The sequence below is a fragment of the Paenibacillus sp. USDA918EY genome (assembly GCF_009870825.1).
In the GTDB taxonomy this organism is placed as follows: domain Bacteria; phylum Bacillota; class Bacilli; order Paenibacillales; family Paenibacillaceae; genus Paenibacillus_AQ; species Paenibacillus_AQ albilobatus.
Map to the genome: position 1 here is coordinate 56076 of NZ_WTWY01000023.1, position 21483 is coordinate 77558.

The 21483-nt window shown below is 54.9% G+C and carries 20 protein-coding genes; 19 read left to right on the top strand and 1 reads right to left on the bottom strand.

From position 1 onward, the window contains the following. The first annotated feature begins 34 nt into the window (after positions 1 to 34). The 7 genes from GQY55_RS28210 (at position 35) to GQY55_RS28240 (ending at position 8943) form a co-directional block, all read left to right on the top strand. A complete protein-coding gene (locus GQY55_RS28210; protein WP_160045253.1) occupies positions 35 to 1645 on the top strand; it encodes an OPT/YSL family transporter in 1611 nt (536 codons plus the stop codon). A gap of 9 nt (positions 1646 to 1654) precedes the next feature. After that, positions 1655 to 2713, top strand: a complete 1059-nt coding sequence (locus GQY55_RS28215) for a DUF917 domain-containing protein (RefSeq protein WP_160045254.1) — start codon at positions 1655 to 1657, stop codon at positions 2711 to 2713. 52 nt (positions 2714 to 2765) lie between these two features. Beyond that, positions 2766 to 3710, top strand: coding sequence for a DUF1177 domain-containing protein (locus GQY55_RS28220; RefSeq protein WP_160045255.1), 945 nt, complete (start codon positions 2766 to 2768; stop codon positions 3708 to 3710). A gap of 117 nt (positions 3711 to 3827) precedes the next feature. Further along, positions 3828 to 4499 (top strand): AroM family protein, encoded by a 672-nt coding sequence (locus tag GQY55_RS28225; RefSeq protein ID WP_160045256.1) that lies wholly within the window; start codon positions 3828 to 3830, stop codon positions 4497 to 4499. A 72-nt stretch (positions 4500 to 4571) separates the two neighbouring features. Further along, entirely contained in the window at positions 4572 to 5525 is a 954-nt protein-coding gene (locus GQY55_RS28230; RefSeq protein ID WP_160045257.1) for an aminopeptidase, read from the top strand. A 573-nt stretch (positions 5526 to 6098) separates the two neighbouring features. Beyond that, complete coding sequence (locus tag GQY55_RS28235) at positions 6099 to 7532, top strand: alpha-L-fucosidase (RefSeq protein WP_160045258.1); 1434 nt, start codon at positions 6099 to 6101, stop codon at positions 7530 to 7532. A gap of 88 nt (positions 7533 to 7620) precedes the next feature. Next, positions 7621 to 8943 carry a replication-associated recombination protein A gene (locus GQY55_RS28240; RefSeq protein ID WP_160045259.1) on the top strand — a complete coding sequence of 441 codons (1323 nt, stop codon included), beginning with the start codon at positions 7621 to 7623 and terminating at the stop codon, positions 8941 to 8943. Between the two features lie 176 nt (positions 8944 to 9119). Here the strand turns inward: GQY55_RS28240 and mnmA are convergent, their stop codons facing one another. Beyond that, positions 9120 to 10256: a tRNA 2-thiouridine(34) synthase MnmA gene (gene mnmA / locus GQY55_RS28245; RefSeq protein ID WP_268895082.1), complete on the bottom strand. Its 1137-nt coding sequence runs from the start codon at positions 10254 to 10256 to the stop codon at positions 9120 to 9122. Between the two features lie 378 nt (positions 10257 to 10634). Here mnmA and cymR point away from each other — a divergent pair, with 378 nt between their 5' ends. From cymR to mltG, 12 genes are all read left to right on the top strand, one after another. Then, entirely contained in the window at positions 10635 to 11054 is a 420-nt protein-coding gene (gene cymR, locus GQY55_RS28250) for a cysteine metabolism transcriptional regulator CymR (protein ID WP_160045261.1), read from the top strand. Positions 11055 to 11185: 131 nt separating this feature from the next. Next, on the top strand, positions 11186 to 11902 hold the full coding sequence (locus GQY55_RS28255) for a GDSL-type esterase/lipase family protein (RefSeq protein WP_160045262.1): 717 nt from the start codon (positions 11186 to 11188) through the stop codon (positions 11900 to 11902). 407 nt (positions 11903 to 12309) lie between these two features. Next, the gene (locus GQY55_RS28260; protein ID WP_160045263.1) at positions 12310 to 13461 is read left to right on the top strand and encodes a cysteine desulfurase family protein; all 1152 of its coding nucleotides are present in this window, start codon (positions 12310 to 12312) and stop codon (positions 13459 to 13461) included. A gap of 136 nt (positions 13462 to 13597) precedes the next feature. Continuing rightward, positions 13598 to 14119 (top strand): PRC-barrel domain-containing protein, encoded by a 522-nt coding sequence (locus GQY55_RS28265; RefSeq protein WP_160045264.1) that lies wholly within the window; start codon positions 13598 to 13600, stop codon positions 14117 to 14119. Positions 14120 to 14132: 13 nt separating this feature from the next. After that, the gene (locus GQY55_RS28270; RefSeq protein WP_160045265.1) at positions 14133 to 14339 is read left to right on the top strand and encodes a hypothetical protein; all 207 of its coding nucleotides are present in this window, start codon (positions 14133 to 14135) and stop codon (positions 14337 to 14339) included. 199 nt (positions 14340 to 14538) lie between these two features. After that, positions 14539 to 15606 carry an AI-2E family transporter gene (locus GQY55_RS28275; RefSeq protein ID WP_160045266.1) on the top strand — a complete coding sequence of 356 codons (1068 nt, stop codon included), beginning with the start codon at positions 14539 to 14541 and terminating at the stop codon, positions 15604 to 15606. 465 nt (positions 15607 to 16071) lie between these two features. Then, on the top strand, positions 16072 to 18693 hold the full coding sequence (gene alaS, locus GQY55_RS28280) for an alanine--tRNA ligase (RefSeq protein WP_160045267.1): 2622 nt from the start codon (positions 16072 to 16074) through the stop codon (positions 18691 to 18693). Positions 18694 to 18856: 163 nt separating this feature from the next. Beyond that, positions 18857 to 19117 (top strand): IreB family regulatory phosphoprotein, encoded by a 261-nt coding sequence (locus GQY55_RS28285; RefSeq protein WP_160045268.1) that lies wholly within the window; start codon positions 18857 to 18859, stop codon positions 19115 to 19117. A 9-nt stretch (positions 19118 to 19126) separates the two neighbouring features. Then, positions 19127 to 19543, top strand: coding sequence for a Holliday junction resolvase RuvX (gene ruvX, locus GQY55_RS28290; RefSeq protein ID WP_160045269.1), 417 nt, complete (start codon positions 19127 to 19129; stop codon positions 19541 to 19543). Between the two features lie 12 nt (positions 19544 to 19555). After that, a complete protein-coding gene (locus GQY55_RS28295) occupies positions 19556 to 19864 on the top strand; it encodes a DUF1292 domain-containing protein (protein WP_160045270.1) in 309 nt (102 codons plus the stop codon). After that, on the top strand, positions 19857 to 20165 hold the full coding sequence (locus tag GQY55_RS28300) for a DUF1292 domain-containing protein (protein WP_160045271.1): 309 nt from the start codon (positions 19857 to 19859) through the stop codon (positions 20163 to 20165). Before GQY55_RS28295 ends, GQY55_RS28300 begins: the two co-directional genes overlap by 8 nt. A 98-nt stretch (positions 20166 to 20263) precedes the next feature. Then, positions 20264 to 21310: an endolytic transglycosylase MltG gene (gene mltG, locus GQY55_RS28305; protein WP_373309306.1), complete on the top strand. Its 1047-nt coding sequence runs from the start codon at positions 20264 to 20266 to the stop codon at positions 21308 to 21310. The last annotated feature ends 173 nt before the right edge of the window (positions 21311 to 21483 follow it).

The following is a 21483-nucleotide window of genomic DNA, read 5'->3' on the forward strand; positions in this document are numbered from 1 at the left end:
CGAGTGATTAATCTAACAAATTGGAGGCATACGGATGAGCGAAATCAAACATGAAACCGGACAGGCGGACAAAAAAGAGAAACATCCCAGCATATTCGAACCGTTTGGCCTGATCCTCAACATCGTTACCGGCGTTCTGGGCGCGATCGTCGGCATACAGATCGTTACGACGCTTGGCGTGACGCCAAACACGGCGATCATCGGCGCGCTTGTTGCGATGCTGATTGCAAGAATTCCGCTAGCGATATTTAAAAAGTATAAATCGATCCACCGTCAAAACATGGTCCAAACCTCCATCTCCTCGGCGACGTTTGGCGCGGCCAACAGTTTGTTCATCCCGATCGGGATCCCGTTCGTGATGGGAGAGACGAAGCTGATCATCCCGATGTTGATCGGCGCGGCGCTTGCGATGTTCGTGGACGCGGCGCTGCTCTATAAGCTGTTTGACTCGAAGCTGTTCCCCGCATCCGGAACGTGGGCTCCGGGCGTGGCGACCGCCGAATCGATCATTGCCGGGGATAAAGGCGGCAAACGCGCCGGACTGCTCGGCGTCGGGACGGTGATCGGCCTGATCGGGTCTTATTTCCATATTTCCATGTCCGCGTTCGGCGTGGCGTTTATCGGCAACATTTGGGCGCTTGGCATGTTCGGGATCGGACTTTTGATCCGCCAATATTCGAACCCGCTGTTCAGCATCGACGTCGACAAGCTTTATATTGCGCACGGCGTCATGATCGGCGCCGGGATCGTTGCCTTGGTGCAGGCGGCCATTCTTATTTTGAAACGTCCGAAAAAGGAAGATAGAGCAGCGGACGCGGAAAAATACACCCGCTCGGAAGGCGAAGCGAGACGCGCCCTCGGGCTTGGTTTTGTCGCTTACCTCGTCATCGCGCTGATCATCGCCCTCATTGGCGGCCTCATTACGAAAATGTCGATCGGCATGCTGATCGGATTCCTTGTCTTTGCTGCCTTTGCCGCGTTCGTGCACGAAATTATCGTCGGCATCGCGGCGATGCATTCCGGCTGGTTCCCGGCCTTTGCCGTAGCGTTTATTACGCTGCTGTTCGGCATGTTGATCGGATTCCCGACTGTTGCGCTGGCGCTGCTAGCCGGATTTAGCGCCGCTACGGGCCCGGCGTTCGCCGACATGGGTTACGACCTGAAGACGGGTTACATCCTTCGCGGCAACGGCGAAGACAAAGAGTTTGAGCTGCGCGGCAGAAAGCAGCAGTACATGACGGGCATGATCGCTTTCGGCGTGGCGGTGATCGTCGTTGCCCTGACGTACCATTCCTATTTCGGCCAAAATCTCGTTCCGCCGATCGATACGGTATACGTGTCGACCATCCAAGCGGGGACTTCCCCGGACGTTGCGATGAAGCTGCTGCTTTGGGCCATCCCGGGCGCCATTTTGCAATGGCTTGGCGGCGCGAAACGCCAGATCGGCGTCATGTTCGCGACCGGCTTGCTTATTGCGACGCCTAATGCATGTTGGGCGGTGCTGGCAGGTCTTTTGATCCGGATCGTCGTGCTGAAAGTGAAGGGCAAGGAAGCCGAGACGCCGATGAGCATTTTGGCGGCAGGGTTCATCGCGGGCGACGCGATTTACAGCTTCTTTAACTCCATGTTCAAAATGAGAAAGTAGGTGCATTCCATGGCTAGAATCAAACTGGACGAAAACATGATGGAAAGCGCCGTGTTCGGCGGCGCCGTCTTAGGCGGCGGCGGGGGCGGCTGGATCGAAGAGGGTTTGCAGATCGGCCGCCTGGCCCTGGAGCTCGGCGAGCCGGAGCTGCGCACGATCGACGAATTCGCCGAAGACGACACGTTCGTGACGGTATCGCTTGTCGGCGCTCCCGGAGCAAAGGATAAATTTTTGAAACCGATCCATTACGCAAGATCGCTCGAGATGCTCGCGCGCGGGCTCGGCAAACCGATTTCGGCGATCCATACGAACGAAAACGGCGCCGGAACGACGGTAAACGGCTGGCTGCAATCGGTCATGACCGGCATCCCGCTCGTCGACTTTGCCTGCAACGGCCGGGCGCATCCTACCGGCACGATGGGCGCGCTGAATTTGACGGAGGTCGAAGACTACGTGTCGCATCAAACGGCCATCGGCGGCAAAGGCGACAACTACCTGGAGTTTGCCGTTTCCGGGTCGCTCGGCAAAGCCGCTTCGCTGGTGCGCAAAGCTTCGGTCGAAGCGGGCGGGCTCGTGGCTGTAGCCAGAAATCCGGTGACGGCCGCATACGCAAAACAAAACGGCGCTCCGGGCGCGATCACGCAGGCGATCGGCGTCGGCGAGGCGCTGCTCGGCGCCAAAGGCGAAGCCGCCATTGCCGCCGTCGTGGACAAGCTTGGAGGGAAGGTCGTCGCGGCAGGCGAGGTGACCGAATTCGAAATGGAAACGACGGGCGGGTTCGACGTCGGCAACGTGCTGATCGACGGATTTGAAATGACGTTCTGGAACGAATACATGACGCTGGAAAAAGGCGGGGAGCGTTATGCGACGTTCCCGGACCTGATCATGACGCTGGATGCGAAGACGGCGAGACCGGTCGTCACGGCCGCATTGCAAAAAGGCCAACAGCTTGCGGTCATCGCCGTGCCGCGGGAAAAGCTGCTGCTAAGCAGCACGATGAGCAACAAAGCTTTAATGCAGCCTGTCGAGGACATCATCAAAAAGCCGATTTTGGATTACTTGTTCTGATTCACCCCTATAAGCCGCAAACACTACAGACAGAAAATGGAGGTCGGATTCGATGACATTAAAACAAACGATGATCGCGCTGGAAGCGATGGACGACGCTTACGTAACCGGGGAGAAGGTAAAGGAGCTGTTCGCCGGCTACGCTGAAGTTTCGATCGAGGTGCAAAAAGTAACGGGGGAAAAGGGCAGCACGGACTTCATCAAAATCGTCATTCCCGGCACCGAAGGCAAATCGAAAGGCGGCAGCGCCCCGACGTTCGGCATCGTCGGCCGTTTGGGCGGCATCGGTGCCCGTCCAAGCCGGATCGGGCTCGTGTCCGATGCCGACGGCGCGGTTGCGGCCGTTGCTTCGGCGCTTAAGCTGGCGGACATGCAGGTGAAAGGCGACCGTTTGAAGGGCGATATTATCGTGACGACCCACATTTGCCCGGATGCGCCAACCCGTCCGCACGAGCCGGTCGATTTCATGGACTCTCCGGTGGATATCGGCGCGATGAACGCGCATGAAGTGCTGCCGGAAATGGAGGCGGTGCTTTCGATCGATACGACCAAAGGCAACCGTGTGATCAATCATAAAGGTTTTGCCATTTCGCCGACCGTCAAAGAGGGCTACATTTTGCGGGTGAGCGAAGACCTGCTGCGCATCATGGAAATGACGACCGGGCTTCTGCCGGTGACGTTCCCGATCACGATGCAGGACATTACGCCTTACGGCAACGACTTGTACCACATCAACTCGATTTTGCAGCCGGCCGTCGCCACGGACGCTCCGGTCGTCGGCGTTGCGGTCACGGCGCAAAGCGTCGTTCCGGGCTGCGGCACGGGCGCCAGCCACGAAGTCGACATCGCCGCCGCAACGCGTTTTGCGGTCGAGGTCGCCAAAGAATTCACGAACGGAACCTGCGCGTTTTACGACGCGGAGGAATACGGCCGGATCGTGAAGCTTTACGGCTCGATGAAGGTGCTGCAAACGGCGGGAGACGCCGAAGGAAAATAATACGGGAGGGAAGGGGATAAGAGGTTCCCTTCCCTTTTTTCGCAGGATCCGCGGCTTGCCGGGAAAGGCAAGCGGCGCGGATGCGCTTTTTTTGTGAATATGGGAGGAGGAAGAAATATGACGAAACTTGGGGTCATCACGATCGGGCAGGCGCCGCGCAAGGACGTCGCCCCGATTTTAAGAGAACATCTGCCCGCGCGGGTGGACATGATTCAAGCAGGCGTTTTGGACGGTTTGTCGAAAGAGTATATTGCCGGGCATTTGCAGCCGGGAGAACATGACTACGTCCTCACTTCCCGGCTGGCGACTGGCGAGTCCGTCGTTATGGGCCGCAGCAAAATCCAGCCCATCCTGCAGCAAAAGATCGACGAGATGGAAAACCGGGGAGTCGCGAACATTTTGCTGCTTTGCACGGGCGTATTTCCGGGGTTGGCCGCCCGCTCTTCCTATTTGATCGAACCCGACCATATCATTCCTCCGGCCGTCAAAGCGATGGTCGGCAACCGCAGGCTGGGCGTCATCGTTCCCCTGGAGGAGCAGAAGGAAACCATGAACTCGAAATACGAGCCGCATGGCCTTCATCCGGTTTACGGCGTGGCCTCGCCATACGTATTCGACCGGGGCAATTTCCAAGCCGCCGCGGCCGGGCTGAAGGGAAAAGCGGACATTTTGCTGCTGGACTGCATGGGGTACACGGAGGAAGCGCGCAAACTGATGGCCGAGGCCTCCGGCCTGCCGGTAATTCTGTCCAATGCGATCATGGCGAAAATCGTGTCGGAAATGATCTGATCGGCCTGGATTCGGATGAACGACGAGCTCGATCCGGGGCGCAAATACATGGTTGAAAGGAAGTTAACGAACATGCAGGAAAAAATCGTTGAAACGAGCATCAATATGCTGAAGGACTGCCTTGGGCTGAAAGCGGGGGAAACGTTCCTCATCGTCTCCGACGATTCGAGAAAGGAACTGGCGGAATCGCTTTACGAGGCGGGAAAACGGATCGGCGCGGAAAGCATGCTGACCGTGATCAAGGAGCGCGGCAAATCCGGCGAGGAACCGCCGGCGCCGATCGCGGCTGCGATGGCGGCGGCTCAGGTCGTCGTCTGCATCACGAAGCATTCGCTGACGCATACGCAAGCCCGGAAGCAGGCCGCCGCCGCGGGCGCCCGCCTTGCGACGATGCCGGGAATCACCGCGGACATGTTCCTGGAGGGCGCGATCGCGGCCGACTATACCGAGGTCAAGGCGCTGACGGAGAAGGTGACGGATATGCTGTCCAACAGCCGCAAAGTGCGCATCGAAAAAGACGGCCATACGCTTGAATTTTCGATCGACGGCCGCGACGGGGTTCCGAGCACGGGCATGTATTTGGAGCCGGGACAATCGGGGAATTTGCCGTCCGGGGAAGCGTATATCGCACCGGTGGAAGGCAGCGCCGAAGGGACCATCGTCGTCGACGGCTCGATCGCCGGGGTCGGAAAGGTTGAAGGCCCCGTCGTTTTAACCGTCGAGAAGGGGCGCTTGGTGGCGGCCGAAGGAGGCGCTGAAGGCGGAAAGCTGCTGCAGATGCTCGGCGAGGGCGACGGAAGGCTGCTCGGGGAATTCGGCATCGGCACGAACGAAAAAGCGAGAATTACGGGCGTCGTGCTGGAGGATGAAAAAGTGTACGGCACGATCCATGTCGCCTTCGGCAGCAACAACACGTTTGGCGGCGTCGTGGCGGCCGGCGTCCATATCGATTGCGTCGTCGGCAAGCCGGACGTATATCTCGACGGCCGGCTGATCATGAAAAACGGCGAGCTGCTTGACAAATAATCCTCCCTCCGATGCCGCCATTCCAAGCCGATCCATCGGACAGCTTGCGAAGGCGGCGTCAAAAACGAAAACCATATTTTTGCGAAAGCGATCCGCAGGAGGCGGCCGGTTGCGTCGGCCGTTTTTCTGCGGTTTTTTATAGGCCCCGCTGGATTGGTTCCGGCGGGGATTTTGCTGCCGCGGCGGCAGAAAAAAAGTTGGCCCGAAGAAAAAATGCCGCTCCCGACCCTCCTGGTGTACCGGCGTTGTTCCCTAGTTCGCGGTGTGCCGAAAAAACATGTTTATTGAACGCTCGCCGATACCGTCAAATCGAACCTGGCGCAATTCGTGACGGGCAACAAGGACATCGACAAGGATTGGGACAGCTACATCGCCGGATTCAAGGGTCGGATTCAAGAGGCTTCAGCTGGATCAGTATTTGAACATTTACCAAAAAGCGCTGCAAAAATAATGACGTCATGATATCTGCGGCTATCGGCAGGTATCCTGTTTTTTGAGGAGAATGTTATTTAGGATGGGTTTTGCACGGACAAATTTCGGCAAAATTCCGCAAAAAGAGTTGGAGGGTTAGCGATGACGTTAAAAGATAAGATTCGATACGCTGCGGAAGTGGCGCCGACGGAAAGGCAGCTGTCCGTTCAGGAAATGGAATTTTATGCTTTTGTTCATTTTTCGGTGAATGCGTTTACCGACCAGGAATGGGGAAGCGGAAAAGAAGACCCGTCGGTTTTTAATCCGGCCGAGCTGGATGCGGACCAGTGGGTGGAAGCGTGTAAAGCGGCGGGGATGAAGGGTTTGATTTTGACTTGCAAGCACCATGACGGTTTTTGTCTGTGGCCGAGCCGATATACGGAGCATTCCGTCAAAAACAGCCCGTGGAAAAACGGAAGCGGGGACGTCGTCAGAGAAGTGGCGGACGCCTGCCGCAGAGGCGGACTCCGCTTCGGGATCTATCTGTCCCCTTGGGACCGCCATGAGCAGACTTACGGCGACTCGCCCGCATATAACGAATATTTCCAAAATCAGCTGCGGGAGCTGCTGACCGGTTACGGCGACATTTTCTGCGTCTGGTTCGACGGCGCCTGCGGCGAAGGGCCGAACGGCAAACGCCAGGTGTACGACTGGGACGCGTATTATGCGCTCATCCGGGAGCTGCAGCCGGGGGCCGCAATCTCCGTATGCGGTCCGGACATCCGCTGGTGCGGCAACGAAGCGGGACATTGCCGGGAGTCGGAGTGGAGCGTCGTTCCCGCATCGCTGCGGGATAACGAGAAAATCCAGGAAAAATCCCAGCAGGAAGACGACGGCGAATTCGCCAAGAAATACAGCTCGGAGGATGAGGACCTGGGCAGCCGGGACGTCATCGCGCAAGAAAAAGAGCTGATCTGGTATCCGGCGGAGGTGAACACCTCGATCCGTCCGGGCTGGTTCTACCATGCCTCCCAGGACGACCAGGTGAAACCGCTGGAAGAGCTGATCAAGGTGTACTACGGATCGGTCGGCGGCAACGCGACGTTCCTGCTCAATATTCCGCCGGATACGCGCGGTTTGTTCCATGAAAACGACGTGCAGCGCCTGAAAGAGCTGGGGGATTGGATCCGGGGGACGTTCGAAACGAACCTGGCCGCCGGCGCCTCCGTCCAAGCGACCGAAGCGATGGAAGAACATCCGGCCGCCGACGCGGTCGACGGCAACCGGGACACGTTCTGGGCTCCGCAAGAGGGAACGGAGCAGGCCGTTCTTACGGTCGATCTCGGCACGGAGCAAACTTTTGACCATGTTGTATTGCAGGAATACCGTTACAGTCAGCGGGTGGAGCTGTTTGCGCTGGAATATATGGAGGACGGCGAGTGGAAAACGGCGTATAACGGCACGGTCATCGGCTATAAGCGGATCTGCCCTTTCCCGGCCGTGACGAGCCGCTATATCCGCCTGTCGATACAGGAATCGAGATGGTGGCCGAACCTTTCCGCATTCGAAGTGTATCGCGGCGACCGGAACGCATGATCTGTACCTGCCCGGTATGTTATGATAGAGGGAGAGCTTGAAAGGGAGCAAAGACAAGCCATTTCATTTTCAAGGACGTGAACATAACATGGATTTATTTTCTTTCCAGCAGGAGTCGGACCGGGGCGGCAGGCTGTTGGCCGACCGGATGCGTCCCACCTCTTTGGATGAATATATCGGGCAGGAACATATCATCGGCCCCGGCAAGCTGCTGCGCCGGGCGATCGAAGCGGACCAGGTGTCCTCGATCCTTCTGTACGGGCCGCCGGGATGCGGGAAAACGACGCTCGCCCATATCATCTCGCAAAAAACGCAGGCGGATTTCGTCCGGCTGAACGCCGTGGACGCTTCCGTCAAAGACGTGCGCGAGGTCATCGACCGCGCCCAAAGCAATAAAGCGATGTACGGCACGAAAACGATCCTTTTCCTCGACGAGGTGCACCGCTTTAACAGCTCGCGGCAGGACGCGCTGCTGCCGGCCGTCGAAAAAGGGACGATCATTTTTATCGGGGCGACGACGGAAAATCCGTTTCATTACGTCAACGGCGCTTTGATGAGCCGCTCCACCCTGTTCCAGCTGCAGCCTTTGACGAAGGCGCATTCGCTGGCGGCGATGAAGCGGGCGCTCGCCGATCCGGACAAAGGCCTGGGGTACATGAAGCTGCAGGTGGACGAGGAGGCGCTGGACCATATCGCCACGATGGCCAATGGCGACATTCGCCGGGCGCTGACCGCGCTTGAGCTCGCGGCGATGACGACGCCGCCGGAGGACGACGGCACCGTCCATGTCACGCTGGACGTCGCGGAAGAATCGATCCGCCGTCCGACGGTACGGGCGGACGAGTCGACGCAATACGACGTGCTCTCCGCATTTCATAAAAGCATCCGCGGTTCCAGCGATGCCGCCTTGTTCTGGTTTTTGTACGCGGTGGAAAAGCTGGGCATGGACCCGATGGTGTTCATCCGCCGCCTGATCGCGGCGAGCAGCGAGGATATCGGCCTGGCGAATCCGCAGGCGATGGTGCAGGCCGTCAGCGCGCTGGAGGCTTACCGGAACAACGGCTGGCCGGAAGCGAAGCTGAACATCGCCCAGGCGATTTTGTTCGCCGTGGAGAGCCCGAAATCGAACGCGGTGTATACGGCGATTTCGCGGGCAACGTCGGCGATCGACGAGCTTAAATCGGCGGAGGTGCCGATGCATTTGCGGGATACGCATTATAAGGGCGCCGTGAAGCTGGGGCATGAGGGGTACAAATATCCGCACGACTACCCGGGCCATTACGTGAAGCAGGATTATTTGCCGAAGGAAATCGCCCGCCGCGTATTTTATCAGGCGACGGAGCAGGGGAACGAGGCCAAAATCCAAATCAACCAGCAGCGGAGAAGGAACCAGTTCCTTTCCGGGGAATGATGATCGCTTTACGGGGAAATATTTCAAAACGAGCAGGATTCCGCAGGAGTCGCAGAGAATGTTTTGCACAGGCGAAAAGAAACGCCGGCCGCCGGTCCTTTGGGAGGGCCGCAGGCGTTTCATGAAAAAAGCCGCCGCCGATTGGATTTCGGCGGACGGCTTTGGCGTCTGTGCTTTTATTTTTTTTGGACGGCCGGCAGCTCGAACGGAACTTTCTCCACTTTATCGATGATGCCGCCGCCGAGGCAAACTTCGCCTTGATAGAATACGACGGCTTGTCCCGGGGTAATCGCTTTTTGCCGTTCGGCAAATTTGACGTGTACGGTGCCGTCATCCAGCCATTCCAGCGTCACGTTTTGATCGGGCTGACGGTAGCGGAATTTGGCGGTGCAGTCGAAAGGCTCTTTGGGCACGTTGCCTTCGCCTGCGATCCAGTTCACGCCCGTCGCGATCAATCCCGTCGAATACAGGCTAGGATGTTTGTCTCCTTGCACGACGTACAATATATTTTGCTCCAGATCCTTGTCGGCGACAAACCACGGTTCGCCGCTGCCGGATCCGCCGATGCCGAGCCCTTGGCGCTGTCCGAGCGTGTAATACATGAGGCCGTCATGGCGACCCTTGATTTCGCCCGTGGCGATGTCCACCATATTGCCGGATTGGGCGGGCAAATATTGGCTAAGGAACTCTTTGAAGTTGCGTTCGCCGATAAAGCAGACGCCGGTGCTGTCTTTCTTTTTGGCCGTGTACAGTCCCGCTTCTTCGGCGATGCGGCGCACTTCGGGTTTCGGCAGGTGGCCGATCGGGAACATCGCTTTCGACAGCTGCTCCTGGCTGAGCGCGTTCAGGAAGTAGGTTTGGTCCTTGTTGCCGTCGACGCCGCGGAGAAGCTTGAAGACGCCGTCCTCTTCCACGACGCGGGCATAATGGCCCGTGGCTACATAATCGGCGCCGAGGCCGAGCGCCTTGTTCAGGAATTCGCCGAATTTGATTTCGCGGTTGCACATGACATCCGGATTCGGCGTGCGCCCCGACTTATATTCGTCGAGGAAATAGGTAAATACTTTATCGAAATATTCTTTTTCGAAATTGACCGTGTAATAAGGAATATCTATTTGCTCGCAAACGCGGCGGACATCCTCCGCATCCTGTTCCGCGGTGCAGACTCCGAATTCGTCGGTATCGTCCCAGTTTTTCATGAAAATACCGATGACATCGTAGCCTTGCTGCTTCAGCAGAAGCGCCGTCACCGAGGAATCGACGCCGCCGGACATGCCGACGACCACGCGCGTGTTTTGATTGTTGTTTGCCAAAATTAACTCACCATTTCTATTTTGAAATTGTGCCCATACCCGTATTTTAACACACAATGGGCATCGGGTCATACCCACCCCGGCATTGTCCGTGTACGGAGTACAACTTGCGGATTGATCACGAATGGTCTATGATTGAAGTTTAGAAGTTTTTGCCGGAATGAAACGGTTTATAAACCGCAGGAGCAAAGTCGTCAGCGTGCGCCTGTCTTCCTTGGAAGTACATGGGCGACGTTCAGCATACCAAAAAGCCGGCGGATATGTTAACATAAGCAAAGGGTTATGATCGGAATACGCAGATTTGATCCTACGGCTTCAAGGTCTGCTGTCTTTCCAAATTTATAATGAAACTTGAATTTTTCGAAAGAGGTGCCATCTTTGAAAATATCGACTAAAGGGCGTTACGGCCTGACCATCATGATGGAGCTTGCGGCCAAATACGGCGAAGGTCCGATCTCGCTGAAAAGCATTGCCGAGAAAAACCAGCTTTCCGAACACTACCTGGAGCAGCTGATCGCGCCGCTGCGCAACGCCGGGCTCGTCAAAAGCATCCGCGGCGCATACGGCGGTTACGTGCTTTCCCGCGAAGCTTCGGAGATTACGGCGGGGGACGTCATCCGCGTGCTGGAAGGGCCGATCTCTCCGGTCGATTTCACGGAAGAAGACGATCCCGCCAAGCGCAACCTGTGGCTCCGCATCCGCGACGGCATTGCGGGCGTGCTCGATTCGACCACGCTGCTTGATCTGATCTCCTACCAGGAGCAGGACGCTGCGGATAACTATATGTTCTATATATAAGTTGGGGTTAGCCGCTTCAATCGACAAACCTGCAAGGGATATCAGGCATAATGCTGCCGATATCCCTTATTCATAATCCAAATTTTCCAGTCCAACAATCGGGAGTCATCCGATGAAGGAGGGGTTTTTAAATGTCATCATCTGACGATCAGGAATACATTCAAGACGTCCGGAACGGCGGGAAGCGGGAGGAGCCGGAGGGTGGTCCGGTAACGCTTGACGAGAAGAAGGAGAAGCTGCGAAAATACAAGATTCTCAATACGCTTGCCCGAAAAGGCCAAACGGTGCTTGTCGGCTCTTCATTGATGGAATTTTTCCCGGTCAACGAGCTGCAGCAAACGCTGGAACACCGGTACTGCATTTATAACCGCGGCATAGCCGGCTATGTCACCGCGGAATTGTTGGAGTCGATGGAGACTTGCATTTTTGACCTGGAGCCCTCTAAAATTTTTATCAACATCGGTACCAACGATATCAGCGCGCCTGATTACGAACTGGAGCGGCTACTGGCGAACTACGACGAAATTTTGAGCCGAATTGCATCAAGGCTGCCGGATTGCCGGGTAAACGTCATGGCGTATTATCCCGTAAATGCCGAGGCTGAATTTCCTTTCGTGTCCAGAGCCTCAATGGAAGAAGTGTTTCAGAACAGAACGAACGAGGCGATCCGGGAAGCCAATAAAGCGGTCCGGCAGCTGGCGGCGAAGCACGGATATACATTTATTGACGTAAACGACGGATTGATGGATAGCGGGGGGAATTTAAAAGAAGAATATGCCATCGACGGGATCCACATGTTTGCTAACGGATACGCCGTCATTTTAAACAACCTGTTGAAATACCTATAGCAGCTGTCAGTTTTTGCTTGAGGATTTTGCAAAAATCCAAGGAGCGGCTTTCAATCAGCGATATATAGAGCGAAATGGTTTCATTCGTCTGTATATTGTACCCGGGAGCGGCCGGAATCGAGCTATGCAAAATTCTGGCTTTGCAATCTTTATTGTAAGAAATGAATGAAACGACTATACTTATTAGGCAATACCGGGCCGGAAATCATTTTTTTCACAACCAACATCCAAAAAATCGCAAAACCAAGTACGTAGGTGAACATATACGATATAGATTCAAGACTTCTGATGAAAAAAACGCTTGAATTAAGGGAATGAATGGTGATAGAGGTCGGCCATTATAAAAACAAGAAGATGTGATTGAAAGGATTTTGCGAACATCCTGTTTTAAAAAAGGAGATGCGATAATGAAATCCATTTACTTGGATCATGCGGCATCCACGCCCGTCCATCCGGAAGTCGCACAGGAAATGATGAATGTGATGACGGGGCAGTTCGGCAACGCATCCAGCGTTCATGCTTTCGGCCGTTCCGCCAAACGGACGGTGAGCAGCGCAAGGGATCGAATAGCGAAATATTTGGGCTGCCATCCCGATGAACTCGTGTTCACCGGCGGCGGAACGGAAAGCGACAACTTGGCCCTGTTCGGCGTTTTGGCGGCGATGGACGGGGCGGGCAAACATGTCGTCACTTCTTCGATCGAACATCATGCCGTGCTGCATGCTTGCGAAGAGCTGGAAAAGCAAGGATACCGCGTCACCTATCTCCCGGTTGACGGGACGGGGAGGGTGCGGGCAGAGGATGTGGAACAAGCGCTGACGGAAGATACGGCGCTGATCAGCATCATGTACGCCAACAACGAAGTCGGCACGGTGCAGCCGATCCGGGAAATCGGCGAGCTGGCCAGAGCCCGCGGCGTTTTGTTCCATGTCGACGCCGTTCAGGCTTTGGGGGCGATTCCGATTTCTCTGCGCGATTTGCCGGTCGATTTGATGAGCTTTTCCGCTCATAAAATTAACGGCCCGCAAGGGATCGGGGCTTTGTATGTGCGCCGCGGCGTTCACCTTGCGCCGAGACTGCACGGCGGGCTTCAAGAGAAAAAGCGCCGTGCGGGCACGGAGAACATGGCGGGCATCGCCGGATTCGCCAAAGCCGTCCAAATCGCTTCGGCGCACTTGGAGGAGCGGAGAGAGCATGATCTCATGCTCCGGGATACGTTAATCCGTTTGCTGGAACAGGAAATTGGACAAGACGCGTTTATCGTCAACGGACATCCCTCTGAATTTTTACCTCACATACTGAATATCAGCTTCCCGGCAACAGACACGGAGACGCTTCTGATGAACCTCGATCTGGAAGGCATTGCGGCAGCCAGCGGCTCGGCATGCACCTCGGGTTCCCTGGAATTGTCGCACGTGCTTCAGGCTATGAAACTTCCACAAAATGTTTTGCGCTCCGCGATTCGTTTTAGCTTCGGATTGGGTAATACTACGGAAGATATGGAATACACCGCCCAAAAAATTGCAACCATTCTTCGTCGTTTACGTATTAGAAGTTAGGATTCTCTATGTATGGACAAGGAGGTGGCGTGCTTCCATACCGTCCGGAAACAAGGACCGGTGCCCGGAAGGGCATCCGTCCCGCGCCCTGCGGGATGCCTTCGTTTCAATCTGTGAGGATAGGTGGGTCCTGGCCATGAAGTTTCAAGAATTGATCGGCCTTGCCGTTTTTGACGTGGAGGAAGGCAAGCGGATCGGTAAAATCAGCGACGTTTGGGTCAGCGGGGACTGGAAGATCCAAGCCTTGGAGCTTGAAGGCAGAAGCCTTTTTTCCGGTTCGGCCAAGTCCGTATCCTGGGAGGATATCGTGGCTTACGGCGAAGACGCTGTGATGATTCGGAATCAACAGGCTGTTCGAAAGACAAAGGCCGACGATATACAATACACTTACCTGATGGGCAAAAATAAACTGAAGGACCTGAACGTATTGACGGAGGACGGCGTTCTTCTCGGCAAAGCGACGGATGTTTATTTTGACCAGGAAATGGGAAATACAATACTAGGTTTGGAAATCAGCGACGGCTTCGTCTCGGATTTGCTGGAAGGCCGGAAATGGCTGCAGCTCGCCGAGGGCATGTCGATCGGCAAAAACGCAATCATGGTTCCCCCGATGAGCGAGGAGCGACTCGGAAAAACCATTCATTCTGTTAACGGATAGGTGATCTATGAATATGAGATGTCCCAACTGCAATTCCAAAGATATCGGTAAAATCGGTTCGCATCAATTTTATTGCTGGGGCTGTTTTATCGAACTGACGGTCAACGGAGACAAAATGTCCGTCTATCAAGTCGAAGAGGACGGAACGCTCAGCTCGCTGGACGACCTCTTTTTCGAAGAAATTCAGCAGGAATTCCCGCATCTGCATGCGTCCAATTGAAAGTGAACTTATGAACATGCTTTTTCGGCTGCGGCCATAAAAAGAAACCTATCACTAGCGTCCGCTTTCCATGGCGCGCGTTAGTGATGGGTTTCTTTTGCATTTTGGCATCGATTTCGGGTTCGGCCCGGCAAGGTTAATTTTTTCCTTTCATACATATAATAACGTGAACAGCAAGTCCGAAAGGAGGAATGCCGCCTTGGAGAAACTGACCGCGAACAAATGGTTCCGTTTGCTCATCTGGTTTATTCTCGGCCTCATCGCTCTTTATTTCATTTGGCTGCTTCGCCCGATGTTCATGAATATATATCATTTTTTCAAAGCGGTGTTGGCGCCGTTTGTGGTCGCGATGATCATCTCTTACGTGTTGAACCCGGTCGTTTGCCTGCTGGCGGATCGGAAAATGCCGAGGGGCATCGCCGTGCTGCTGATCTACGCGGTGTTCATTACATGCTTGGCGGTCATCCTCATCAACCTGATTCCGGTGCTTATCGAGCAGTTGGAAGAACTGAACGAGCATTTGCCGGAAATGACGATGCATGCGCAAAGCTTCATGAACCGGCTTGACCAGAAGCTGCTCCCGGGCGGGGTGATGGCCGGCGTGGACCGGTGGTTTTTGCAATGGGAAGACCGGCTGGCGGCGGGGATTTCCGATTTTATCGACAACATCGGGTCGACCATCAACCTGGTGCTCAACATTTTTATCGTGCCGTTCCTTATTTTCTACATCCTGAAAGATTTCGACGTTTTTGAGCGGGCGATCGTTTCGTACCTTCCCCGTTCCCGGAGGAAAGCCACCGTCAGCGTACTGAAGGAAATCGACCTGGCGCTCGGCAATTACGTGCGGGGACAGTTTATCGTCTGCCTGATCATCGGCGTGCTGGCGTACATCGGCTATATGATCGTCGGCATGCCTTACGCGCTGCTTATGGCCAGCATCGTCGCCATTTTTAACATCGTGCCCTACCTCGGCCCGTTTCTCGGGGCGGCCCCGGCGGTCGTGATGGCATCGACGATTTCGTGGAAAATGGTGCTGCTCGTCATCGTCGTCAATTGGATATGCCAAATTTTGGAGAGCAACGTCATTTCCCCGCAGGTGGTCGGCAAAAAGCTGCATCTTCATCCGATCATCATCATTTTTGCGTTGCTTGTCGGGGGGGAACTGGCGGGCGTCATCGGCCTCATCCTCGCCGTTCCCGTGTTTGCGGTGCTGAAGGTGCTGCTGCAGCATTTTTTCGCCTATTACATCAAGCGCAAAACGACCTGAAACCCGCCTCATTGACATTCCTTCGCGACGCCGATATACTTGTATAGAATATGTGCAAAATGGACAACACGGCGATGAAATAAAGTACGGCAGAAAGGCTCCTTGGACAGAGAACGGATTCCTTCGCCCTTCGGGCGATGGCTGCAAGAATCCGCAAGCGGGCGCTGCCGGAAAGCTGATTTCGGAGTGCGGGCAAAACCCGCCGGCTGGCCCCGTTACAGGCTGTACGAGGAGATCGCTTGCGAAAGACAGGCATTCATTCGAATGTTTGACCGTTTCAGGCGATAACCAGGGTGGTACCGCGATATGATCGTCCCTGAATTTATTCAGGGGCGTTTTTATGTTGTTTTTTTAATCAGGCAGGGCTTCTAACCGGAAAGAGCGATCCGTAACCGTAACGACCGCTCAGCCTTAAACGGTTTGGAATCCTGTAAAGACAAAATTGAAGCTGGAGGCTGTATAACGATGAAAGCAAGTGAAATCCGTTCCAAATGGCTGGAGTTTTTCGCCGGCAAAGGGCACAAAATCGAACCGAGCTCCCCGCTCGTGCCGCATAACGACCCGTCCCTGCTGTGGATCAATGCCGGCATGGCGCCGCTCAAACCTTATTTCGACGGACGGATCAGCCCGGAAAATCCGCGCCTGACCAACTCCCAGAAATGCATTCGCACCAACGACATCGAAAACGTCGGCAAAACCCGCCGCCACCATACGTTTTTCGAAATGCTCGGCAACTTCTCGATCGGGGATTACTTTAAAGAAGAGGCAATTACGTGGGCATGGGAGTTCCTGACCGGCAAAGAATGGATCGGCTTCGATCCGGAGCGTTTGTCCGTCACGGTATACCCGGAAGACGAAGAAGCGTTCAAATTGTGGAACGAAAAAATCGGCCTGCCTGCCGAGCGCATCGTCAAGCTGGAAGATAACTTCTGGGACATCGGCGAAGGCCCTTGCGGTCCATGCACCGAAATTTTCTACGACCGCGGCGAGGCTTACGGCGATTTGTCCGATCCCGAAATGTACCCCGGCGGGGAAAACGAGCGTTTCCTCGAAGTGTGGAACCTCGTATTTTCGCAGTTCAACCATAACAAAGACGGCTCCTATACGCCGCTTCCGAATAAAAACATTGATACCGGCGCGGGTCTGGAACGGTTTGCATCCATTTTGCAAAACGTCGATTCGAACTTCGACACGGACCTGTTCCAGCCGATCATCCAGCAAACCGCCAAGCTGGCCGGCGTGAAATACAACGACAGCGTGGAAAAAGACGTTGCGCTGAAAGTCATCGCCGACCATATCCGTACCGTGGCGTTTGCCGTCGGCGACGGCGTGCTCCCGTCCAACGAAGGCCGCGGCTACGTCATCCGCCGTTTGCTCCGCCGTGCCGTTCGTTACGGCAAGGTGCTCGGACTTGACCGTCCGTTCCTTTACACGCTGACCGAAACGGTCGGGGACATCATGGGCGTCTACTATCCGGAAGTCGTCGAGAAACGCGAATTCATCGAAAAGGTGATCCGCACCGAGGAGGAGCGTTTCCACGAAACGCTGTCCGAAGGTTTGTCCATTCTCGAGGACATCAGCAAAAAGGCGCTGGAAAACGGCACGAAGGTCATCAGCGGTCCGGATGCGTTCAAATTGTACGACACGTACGGATTCCCGTTTGACCTGACCGAGGACTTCGCCCTTGAACACGGGCTTACGGTCGACCGCGAAGGTTTCGACGCGTCCATGCAGGAGCAGCGCGACCGCGCCCGTGCGGCCCGCCAGGAAAGCGGCGGCATGAAGGTGCAGGGCGGCGCGCTTTCCGATTATACGGTTAAAAGCGAATTTGTTGGTTATAATGACACCGTAACCGAATCCAAAATTTTGGCGATTCTCGTGGACGACGAAATGGTGGAAAGCGCCGGCGAAGGAGCGCTCTGCCACGTCATCCTTGAAAAAACGCCGTTTTATGCCGAAAGCGGCGGCCAGGTCAGCGACCAGGGGCTTCTGCGCGGCGGCAGCGTGACGGCGAAAGTGGAAGGCTTGTACAAGGCGCCCCATGGGCAGCACGTCCATATCGTGAAGGTAGAAGCCGGAGAGCTGAAAACGGGCGAAACGGTCAAAGCCGAAGTCGATCAGGCGCAGCGCCGCGATATCGTCAAAAATCATACGGCTACTCACCTGCTGCACAAAGCGCTTAAAGAAGTGCTGGGCGAGCATGTCAACCAAGCGGGTTCTTTGGTGGAGCCGCAGCGCCTGCGTTTCGACTTCTCCCATTTCGGCAGCATCGCGCCGGAAGAGCTTGCGGACATTGAACGCCGCGTGAACGAACAAATATGGAACGCGATCAACGTAACGATCGAATACAAGCCGATCGACGAAGCCAAGGCGATGGGCGCCATGGCCCTGTTCGGCGAAAAATACGGCGACATCGTGCGCGTCGTGCAGGTCGGCGACTACAGCCTGGAGCTTTGCGGCGGCTGCCACGTAAACAACACGTCGGAAATCGGCATCTTCAAGCTGGTGAGCGAAAGCGGCATCGGCTCCGGGGTGCGCCGGATCGAGGCGGTGACGGGACGCGCGGCATACCAGTTTGTCGAAGGCCAGCTGGACCTGCTGAAGCAGTCGGCCGAGCTGTTGAAATCCAACCTGAACGACGTGCCGAAGCGCATCGAATCCGTTCATGCCCAGCTGAAGGAGTTGAGCCGCGAAAACGAATCGCTGCAAAGCAAGCTGAGCATGATCGAAGCGGGCCAATTGACGGATCAAGTGAAAACGGTCGGCGGAAAAGATCTGCTTGCGGTTCGCGTCACCGTCGGCAGCATGGACGGGCTGCGCACCCTTGCGGATGAGCTCAAAAACAAATTGCCGTCCGCAGTGCTCGTGTTGGGAGCGGCGATCGAAGACAAAGTCAACTTCGTCGTATCGGTACCGCAGGAATTGACCAAATCCGGCCTGCATGCAGGCAAGCTCGTGAAGGAAATCGCTGCGGTTTGCGGCGGCGGAGGCGGCGGACGTCCGGACATGGCGCAGGCGGGAGCGAAAGATGCAAGCAAACTGGACGAAGCATTGAAGCTGGCGGAAAAACTGGTAGCGAACGCTTAAAAGCTTGAGAGTGTCAGCCGGCTTCGCAAGAAAATTTTGTTTAATTTGTCCTTGGAGTTTCCTTCCTGCAGGATGATTATGTTATATTAGAAGAAGATGAAACCTAAAGATTCAATTCGTCAAAGCATGCTTCGGCATGCTTTTGAAGAAGCGAGGTGTCACAATGGACTCCATGGATAAAACAATGAAGTTTAGCGTTAAAGGCGACGAGCAGGAGGCGTCTTCCAAAGACATCCTTCTGATGGTGTATGATGCGCTGGTTGAAAAGGAATACAATCCCATCAACCAGATCGTCGGATATCTCCTGTCCGGAGATCCGGCATACATCCCCCGCCACAACAACGCAAGAAGCTTGGTAAGAAAAAAAGAGCGTGATGAGTTGATTGAAGAGCTGGTCCGGTTCTACTTAGCCAATCACCGATAGGAGAGCTTAATGAGAATCATGGGGTTGGACTACGGCGACCGCAAAATTGGTGTTGCCGTCAGTGATTTACTCGGATGGACCGCGCAGGGGCTTGAAGTGGTGGAACGCCGGCGGGACGGCTCCGAATTGGAGCGGATCGCGTCATTGGTCCGCGACTACGAAGTGGAGGAGATCGTCGTCGGCCTGCCTAAAAACATGAACGGCACCATCGGCCCCCGCGGTGAAATCTGTATCGATTTCGCTGACAAGCTAAAAGAAATGCTGAAATTACCCGTCCACCTGTGGGATGAGCGGCTGACAACCGTGTCTGCCGAGCGGACGCTGATTGAGGCTGACGTCAGCCGGAAGAAGCGAAAGCAAGTTGTGGATAAAATGGCTGCAAGCTTGATTTTGCAAAATTATTTAGACTCAAAGACTAAAGGGTGAGGGTGATCACAGATGGCCAATGAGCGTAATCTTTTTGAGGAAGAACCGGATATTATTTATATTCCCGATGACGAAGGCAACGAAGAAGAATTCGAAGTCATCATGAAATTTGAAGTCGACGGATCCGACAACAAATACATGATGGTCGTACCTCTGGAGGCGGGAGACGATGATGCGGACGAGGTATATGCGTTCCGTTACGAGGAAGACGGGGAGGACCTGAAGCTTTACATGATCGAAGATGATGCAGAGTGGGAAATCGTCGAGGAAACCTTCAACACCTTGGTTGCCGAACTTGATGGAGGTAATGAGCATGAATGATTTTTCTGCAGACCAGGCCGTGTGGACTTCCGTGCTGAAGGAAGCGTTCGGCCCGACTGTAGAGCTGCAGGACGAAGACGGTTCCACCGAAGTTTACGACCTGGCGGCGGAATTCGAAGTGGGCGGCCAAACCTATGCGGTGCTGCAAAGCCCCGGCGACCAAAGCGGCGCGTACAACATTTTGAAAGTCGTGAAGTCGCCGGACGGCGATCTGGAGTTGGCCACCATCGACGACGATGATGAATGGGAAAACATTACCGAGCTTTACGACGAGATGACGTTCCCGGAAGACGACATCTGATTTTTACTGCAGCTTCCCGGAGAAGACAAAATTTCAAAATGAATACACCAAAAGGGCGGTGCAGACCGTCCTTTTTGGTTGTGAAGGGTTGGATTTTTTTGAAAGCTGTTAAAGTCGTGCTAGCGATTCTAATCATACTTTTGCTTGTGGCGGGCGGCGGAGCTTATTACGTTTGGAACGGGCTGCAGCCGGCGAAAGCGTCGGACACGCCCGTGAAATTTACGATCGAACCCGGCATGGGAACCTCCAAAATTGCCGAGGTGCTTTACAAAAACGGACTTGTTAAAAATGATATGATTTTTAAAGGTTACCTGAAATGGAAAAGGGAAGGCTCGCATTTTCAAGCCGGCGTATACGAAGCCAAACCCGGAACCCCGCTCGACGAGCTGATCGCCAAACTCAACAAAGGGGATGTGGTGAAGGAGGAGATGGTCCGCATCACGATTCCGGAAGGGTATACCGTCGATCAAATCGCCAAAAAAGTCAGCGAAGCGACAGGCGCCCCGGCGGATGTTTTCCTCAAGCTGGCGAATCATCCCGGGGACCAAGCGGTTGCGGCGTTTAAGGACATTCCCCAAAACGGCAAACTGAAGCATGAGGCGGAAGGGTATTTGTTCCCGGATACGTATGATTTCAAAAAAGGGACAAGCGATGCCGAGATGTTCCACCGGATGATGGAGCAGATGCAGGGCAAACTGGACGGCATCCCGGATTTGCAGGAAAAGCTGCGCGACCGCGGCATCACGCTGCATGAGATGCTGACGATCGCTTCGCTTGTGGAGCGCGAGGTCGTGGTGGACAAAGAGCGGCCGCTTGTGGCCGGCGTCATTTATAACCGTCTCGACAAAAACATGAAGCTGGAAATCGACGCGACGGTCCAATACGCGCTGGCGGAGCCGAAGGAACGGCTTTTGTACAAGGATTTGAAGGTCGAAAGCCCGTACAATACTTATTTGCACGAAGGTCTTCCGCCAGGTCCGATCTGCAGCCCGAGCATGGCTTCCATCGAAGCGGCGCTCAATCCGGAAGCATCCGATTACCTGTATTACGTCACCAAAAAAGACGGATCCCATGAGCATTTGTTTGCGAAGACGTATCAGGAGCATTTGAAAAACATCGAAAAAAGCAAAAAAGCGGCAAAATAATGTTCCGGTTTCGAAGAACGTTGCCGCTGAACCGACATGGCCGTGCCGAATCCCGAAATCGCATGATGACGAGAACCCGGCCGGAACATCCGCAAATCATGTTATCCCTAACAAAAACTGATATGCTCCCATCATAGTAGACAGTAGAAAAAATAAAAACTTCTACTACTTCA

Bases quoted from the DNA above. Each gene is read 5' to 3' on its own strand.
- GQY55_RS28230 (WP_160045257.1), top strand. From the start codon at position 4,572: ATGCAGGAAAAAATCGTTGAAACGAGCATCAATATGCTGAAGGACTGC.
- GQY55_RS28235 (WP_160045258.1), top strand. From the start codon at position 6,099: ATGACGTTAAAAGATAAGATTCGATACGCTGCGGAAGTGGCGCCGACG.
- GQY55_RS28210 (WP_160045253.1), top strand. From the start codon at position 35: ATGAGCGAAATCAAACATGAAACCGGACAGGCGGACAAAAAAGAGAAA.
- GQY55_RS28285 (WP_160045268.1), top strand. From the start codon at position 18,857: ATGGACTCCATGGATAAAACAATGAAGTTTAGCGTTAAAGGCGACGAG.
- GQY55_RS28260 (WP_160045263.1), top strand. From the start codon at position 12,310: ATGAAATCCATTTACTTGGATCATGCGGCATCCACGCCCGTCCATCCG.
- GQY55_RS28215 (WP_160045254.1), top strand. From the start codon at position 1,655: ATGGCTAGAATCAAACTGGACGAAAACATGATGGAAAGCGCCGTGTTC.
- GQY55_RS28270 (WP_160045265.1), top strand. From the start codon at position 14,133: ATGAGATGTCCCAACTGCAATTCCAAAGATATCGGTAAAATCGGTTCG.
- ruvX (WP_160045269.1), top strand. From the start codon at position 19,127: ATGAGAATCATGGGGTTGGACTACGGCGACCGCAAAATTGGTGTTGCC.
- GQY55_RS28255 (WP_160045262.1), top strand. From the start codon at position 11,186: ATGTCATCATCTGACGATCAGGAATACATTCAAGACGTCCGGAACGGC.
- GQY55_RS28240 (WP_160045259.1), top strand. From the start codon at position 7,621: ATGGATTTATTTTCTTTCCAGCAGGAGTCGGACCGGGGCGGCAGGCTG.
- GQY55_RS28265 (WP_160045264.1), top strand. From the start codon at position 13,598: ATGAAGTTTCAAGAATTGATCGGCCTTGCCGTTTTTGACGTGGAGGAA.
- GQY55_RS28225 (WP_160045256.1), top strand. From the start codon at position 3,828: ATGACGAAACTTGGGGTCATCACGATCGGGCAGGCGCCGCGCAAGGAC.
- GQY55_RS28300 (WP_160045271.1), top strand. From the start codon at position 19,857: ATGAATGATTTTTCTGCAGACCAGGCCGTGTGGACTTCCGTGCTGAAG.
- GQY55_RS28220 (WP_160045255.1), top strand. From the start codon at position 2,766: ATGACATTAAAACAAACGATGATCGCGCTGGAAGCGATGGACGACGCT.
- GQY55_RS28295 (WP_160045270.1), top strand. From the start codon at position 19,556: ATGGCCAATGAGCGTAATCTTTTTGAGGAAGAACCGGATATTATTTAT.
- alaS (WP_160045267.1), top strand. From the start codon at position 16,072: ATGAAAGCAAGTGAAATCCGTTCCAAATGGCTGGAGTTTTTCGCCGGC.